This is a genomic window from Psychrobacter sp. UBA6739, assembly GCF_002453835.1.
GTDB lineage: Bacteria > Pseudomonadota > Gammaproteobacteria > Pseudomonadales > Moraxellaceae > Psychrobacter > Psychrobacter immobilis_A.
On record NZ_DKHR01000053.1, the window covers coordinates 19,061 to 24,461 of the forward strand.

Below are 5,401 nucleotides of genomic sequence, written 5' to 3' on the forward strand. Positions count from 1 at the left end.
GATGATGCATAGGAGCAGGTAATGAATTTTTTGCGTATGAGTGAGCTGAGCTTAACGGATAAAGTGGTGTTGATTCGTGAAGATCTCAATGTGCCTATTAAAAACGGTAAAGTCGCCAGTGATGCACGCCTGCAAGCCAGTTTGCCTACGATTAAGATGGCGTTAGAAAAAGGCGCGGCCGTTATAGTTTGTTCACACTTAGGTCGTCCAACTGAAGGCAGTCCTGAGTCGATATATTCGCTAGCACCAGTTGCTGAGTATTTAAGCGATAAATTAGCCACAGAGTTATCAAAGCCCGTTAGCTTAAACAATGACTACCTTACTAAAGGCGTGGCAATTAAAGCAGGCGAGGTCGTGCTATTAGAAAACGTGCGCTTTAATCAGGGCGAAAAGAAAAATGATGCGAATTTAGCACAGAAATACGCTGACTTATGCGATGTATTCGTGATGGATGCATTTGGCACCGCACATCGTGCGCAGGCCTCAACAGAAGGCGTTACCCAAGCTATGCATCGAGCAGGAAAAACAGCTTGTGCAGGACCTTTATTGGCGGCTGAGCTTGATGCGTTAAGCTTGGCACTTGAAACCCCAGCACAGCCAATGTTAGCAATCGTTGGTGGTTCAAAAGTATCGACAAAGCTAGAAGTGCTGCACAGTTTGTCTGAATTATGCTCGCAGATTATCGTTGGTGGCGGTATTGCGAATACCTTCCTAGCCGCGCAAGGTCATAGCGTTGGTGCATCACTTTATGAAGCGAACTTGGTTGAGACAGCTCGTGACATTATGACTAAGACTGAGATTTTATTACCTAAATATGTTGTCGTTGCTGATAAAAATGAGATTGATTTTGCTGACTTCACGGGCTCATTACAACAAGCCACTGCGACCATCAAATCTGTCGATGCGATTGGCGAAAATGACATGATATTGGATATCGCTCCAGAAAGTGCTAAGCAATTAGCGGATGCTATTATCAACGCAAAAACCATTTTATGGAATGGTCCGGTCGGTGTTTTTGAAGTCGATGCTTTTGGTCAGGGCACACAAATCATAGCAAATGCCGTTAAAAACAGCGAAGGATTTTCGATTGCTGGTGGTGGTGATACGCTTGCTGCAATTGATAAATATCAAGTGGCAGATGGCGTTAGCTACATGTCAACAGGTGGTGGCGCATTTTTAGAGTTTGTAGAAGGCAAAGTATTGCCTGCGGTTGCTGCTCTACAGATTGATGCGTAACGCTTTAACGATATTTAGCAGATGAGTAACATTAGCCGTACAATTTAGCCTCACCATCTCATGTACGCTGTATCAATAATATTTTGGCTACTATTCTTATCTTATTGTTTTAAGAGAAATAAGAGTCAGTGGTCACTGATTATTATTAAGTAGTAATTATTTGTTTCTATACTGAAAATTATGATTGCATGTCTAATTTGCACTCTATAAAATAGCGCAAATCATGTATTTGACATGCTTTATTTATGAGGGATTTATTATGTTAAAACGCCATTTATTACTTGCTAGCGTACTTGCTGGTACTTTTGCAATCACTGCATGTAGTCAACAAACAGAAGAGAACGCCGAAGCTGCTGTTGAGTCTGCTGGTGATGATGTTGCTGCTAACGCTGATACTGCCGCTGCTGCAACAGAAGCCGCTGCTGCTGAAGCTGAAGTTGCTGCAAAAGATGCTGGTACTGAAGTTGCCGAAGGCGCTGAAACTGCCGGTGTTGCTGCTACAGATGCACTAAAAAACACTGGTGAAGCAGTTGTGGTAGGCGCAAATGAAGCCGTTGCCAAAACTGCTGAAGTGGTTGCCGATGGCGCATCTGCTGTTGAGAATAAAGCCAGTGAAAACGCAGTAGAAGCAGAACAACAGTACTAATCATCAATACATAAGCAACTGAACCTAAGCTATTGATCTACTAATTTATCGATTGATGAATAGCTTATTAAGCTGTTGGTTGCAGATATTGATTGCTGTATAAGCCCTCAAAATATTTAAAAAGCTTTGGTGATAGCCAAGGCTTTTTTGTATTTAAAATCATAATCTAGAGGTTAGGGTGTGTCCTCATCTTTAGCGCATTTAAATATCCATTGATTGAATTGAGGGCAGGCCTTAGTCAGTCAAAAATATGATGCACAAGGTTTATCCGTTTTTTCAATTAGCTGCGTATCATATGGAACTTATCAAATTGTTTTATGAAACTCGCTATCATTCTGTTTTATGAAGCAAGCAAAGAAAGAAATAGTCGGTTAACCGCTACGAAGCGCTGGCAATTTTTGCTATAATCACGGCGTAATAATTACGATCAAAAAACACTGGTTTTTTGCTGGTCTGGCTATTATCGGGCTAGGGTTTTAGGGCAATTGTTGCAACATCGTATTTTTAAGAATGATTTCTTAATATCATATTCAAAATTTAATCAGAGAACGTCTTATGGCTTTAATATCGTTACGTCAACTTCTAGATCATGCCGCCGAAAATAACTACGGTGTCCCTGCTTACAATGTCAATAATTTAGAGCAGATGCGTGCAATCATGATGGCAGCCGACGCCTGTGATTCTCCTGTTATCGTACAGGCTAGTGCTGGTGCACGCAGTTATGCAGGCTCTGCATTTTTGCGTCATCTGATTATTGCTGCTATCGAAGAGTGGCCACATATTCCAGTCGTTATGCATCAAGATCACGGTATGTCACCAGCGATTTGCCAACGCTCAATTCAGCTTGGCTTTTCATCAGTGATGATGGACGGCTCGCTCGGTGAAGACGGTAAAACGCCAATGGATTATGATTACAATGCCAGCGTGACTCGCGAAGTTGTCAAGATGGCACACGCATGCGGTGTTTCAGTAGAAGGTGAAATTGGTTGCTTAGGTAGTCTTGAGACTGGTATGGCTGGTGAAGAAGACGGCTCTGGCGCAGAAGGCGTATTAGATCACGAGCAGCTATTGACCAGTGCTGATGAAGCAGAACAGTTCGTTAAAGACACCAACGTCGATGCGTTAGCCATTGCTATCGGTACCAGTCATGGTGCGTATAAATTTACCCGTCCACCGACAGGCGACATCCTATCGATTGAGCGTGTCAAAGAGATTCATGCCCGTATTCCTAACACTCATTTGGTCATGCATGGCTCGTCATCAGTGCCGCAAGAGTGGCTAAAAGTTATCAATGAAAATGGTGGCAACATCGGTGAGACTTATGGTGTACCGGTTGAGCAAATCGTTGAAGCGATTAAGCATGGTGTGCGTAAGGTAAATATCGATACCGATTTGCGTTTGGCATCAACGGGCGCTATTCGTAAATTCCTTGCAGAAAACCCTAGCGAATTTGATCCGCGTAAATACTTCAAAGCCTCTATGGTTGCAATGTCAGATATCTGTACCAATCGTTTTGAAGCCTTTGGTTCTGCGGGTCAGGCACATAAAATTCGCCCAATTAGCCTTGAAGGTATGGTCGATTTTTATAAATAAGCGTTGCCAACAAGATATGCTTATTTAATAGCATTTATCATTAAACAGCAGCTCAGTTCATTTTTTATATCAGCTCTAATAAAGGTAGTGGATTATGATTGGATTGATTAGTGGTCAAGTGCAGTATTTGATGGCACCGACTGCCTGTGTCATGACTACCTCTGGTGTCGGCTACGATATAGAGCTGCCGCTACCGTCATTTTGCCAGTTGCGTCTCAATGAGCAGGCGAGCATTTGGACGCACTTTCATGTGCGCGAAGATGCGCAGCTGCTTTATGGTTTTATCGATCGCAAAGAGCGTGACGTCTTTCGGCAATTGATCAAGATCAATGGTGTTGGCGCAAAAATGGCATTAGCAATGCTATCTGCGATGTCAGCTGCTGAGCTAAAGATGCATGTCGAGCAAGAGTCAGAGACGGCATTAACCCGTATTCCGGGTATCGGTAAAAAAACAGCGCAGCGCTTATTGATTGAGCTAAAAGATAAGCTGAAAAATATCGAAGTCGATAGCAGTAATTTAGAGTTTGCCATGCAACCTGCTGAGGTGTCTCACGAGGGCAGCATCATCGCTGAGGTAGAAGGCGCGTTGATTAGTTTGGGCTATAAAGAAAGAGAGGCACAGCAAGCGATTAAAGCCGCTAAGAGTAATGGTAATACCTTTGCCGATACGCAAGGTTTACTAAAAGCCACATTGCAACAGTTGTCAGGATTTTGATTCATTCAGCTCACTACTATTAATAAGTATCAATAAATCTTAAACAGATAAGCGACATTTATTGTCGCTTATTTTCGTTTTAGGCTGTGCTTTATTTAGTCGCTGCTTTATGATGTTTTGCATGACTTATACGTAGCGTTTGGTTATGCTATTTATACCTATTCTTTAAAAATAATGATTTAATATAATGATAAAACCTATGATGCAAGATCGTTTGATTAATCCATTTGAAGGGGCAGGCGATGCGCCTGATTCTAATATTCGACCGGCATTACTGGCTGAATATATTGGTCAGCCAGTGGTACGTGAGCAGATGGAAGTATTTATTGGCGCAGCGCGTGGTCGAGGTGAGGCATTAGATCATACTTTGATTTTTGGTCCGCCTGGTCTTGGAAAAACAACGCTTGCCAATATTATTGCCCGTGAAATGGGTGGTAACTTGCGTTCTACCTCAGGACCTGTGCTTGAACGCCCCGGTGATTTGGCAGCCATGCTGACCAATCTAGAAGAGGGTGATGTGCTATTTATCGACGAAATTCATCGATTGAGTTCCGTTATTGAAGAGATACTGTATCCCGCTATGGAAGACTTTCAGCTGGATATTATGATTGGTGAAGGGCCTGCGGCACGCTCTATCAAGCTGGATTTACCGCCGTTTACCTTAGTCGCGGCAACCACGCGAGCAGGATTATTGACCTCACCACTGCGTGATCGTTTCGGCATCGTGCAGCGGCTCGAATTTTATAATATTGCTGATTTGACCACGATTGTGAGTCGTGCCGCCCGTTTGATGCGTGTACCGATGAGTGAAGATGGCGCGGTGGAGATTGCTCGTCGCGCGCGTGGTACGCCAAGGATTGCCAATCGTTTATTACGCCGTGTACGTGATTATGCTGAAGTGAGAGGCGACGGTAGCATCAATGGCGCGATTGCGGGCAGTGCGCTCGATATGCTGGCAGTTGATAGACGTGGTCTTGATCATTTAGACAGACGTTATATTGAGATATTGCACGAACGCTTCGATGGTGGTCCAGCTGGCGTTGAAGCGGTAGCAGCAGCAATGGCTGAAGATCGCGGTACGCTTGAGGATGTGATTGAGCCATATCTTATTCAGCAAGGCTATGTATTACGCACCGCTCGTGGACGTGTACTGACGCAGATGGCGATTGACCAGATGTTATGAAATTAGCCTAAAAAATGCCCCTACGTTT

The 5,401-nt window shown here is 43.6% G+C and carries 5 protein-coding genes; all 5 read left to right on the top strand.

All coding sequences use genetic code 11. The features are described from left to right. The first annotated feature begins 21 nt into the window (after positions 1–21). The gene (locus tag B2575_RS11220; protein ID WP_296242086.1) at positions 22–1,236 is read left to right on the top strand and encodes a phosphoglycerate kinase; all 1,215 of its coding nucleotides are present in this window, start codon (positions 22–24) and stop codon (positions 1,234–1,236) included. Positions 1,237–1,495: 259 nt separating this feature from the next. Further along, positions 1,496–1,882, top strand: a complete 387-nt coding sequence (locus B2575_RS11225; RefSeq protein WP_296242087.1) for a hypothetical protein — start codon at positions 1,496–1,498, stop codon at positions 1,880–1,882. 555 nt (positions 1,883–2,437) lie between these two features. Further along, positions 2,438–3,475, top strand: a complete 1,038-nt coding sequence (fba, locus tag B2575_RS11230; RefSeq protein ID WP_045446949.1) for a class II fructose-bisphosphate aldolase — start codon at positions 2,438–2,440, stop codon at positions 3,473–3,475. Between the two features lie 94 nt (positions 3,476–3,569). Further along, entirely contained in the window at positions 3,570–4,190 is a 621-nt protein-coding gene (gene ruvA, locus B2575_RS11235) for a Holliday junction branch migration protein RuvA (protein ID WP_087815487.1), read from the top strand. A 202-nt stretch (positions 4,191–4,392) separates the two neighbouring features. Beyond that, positions 4,393–5,373 (top strand): Holliday junction branch migration DNA helicase RuvB, encoded by a 981-nt coding sequence (ruvB, locus tag B2575_RS11240; RefSeq protein WP_045447074.1) that lies wholly within the window; start codon positions 4,393–4,395, stop codon positions 5,371–5,373. The last annotated feature ends 28 nt before the right edge of the window (positions 5,374–5,401 follow it).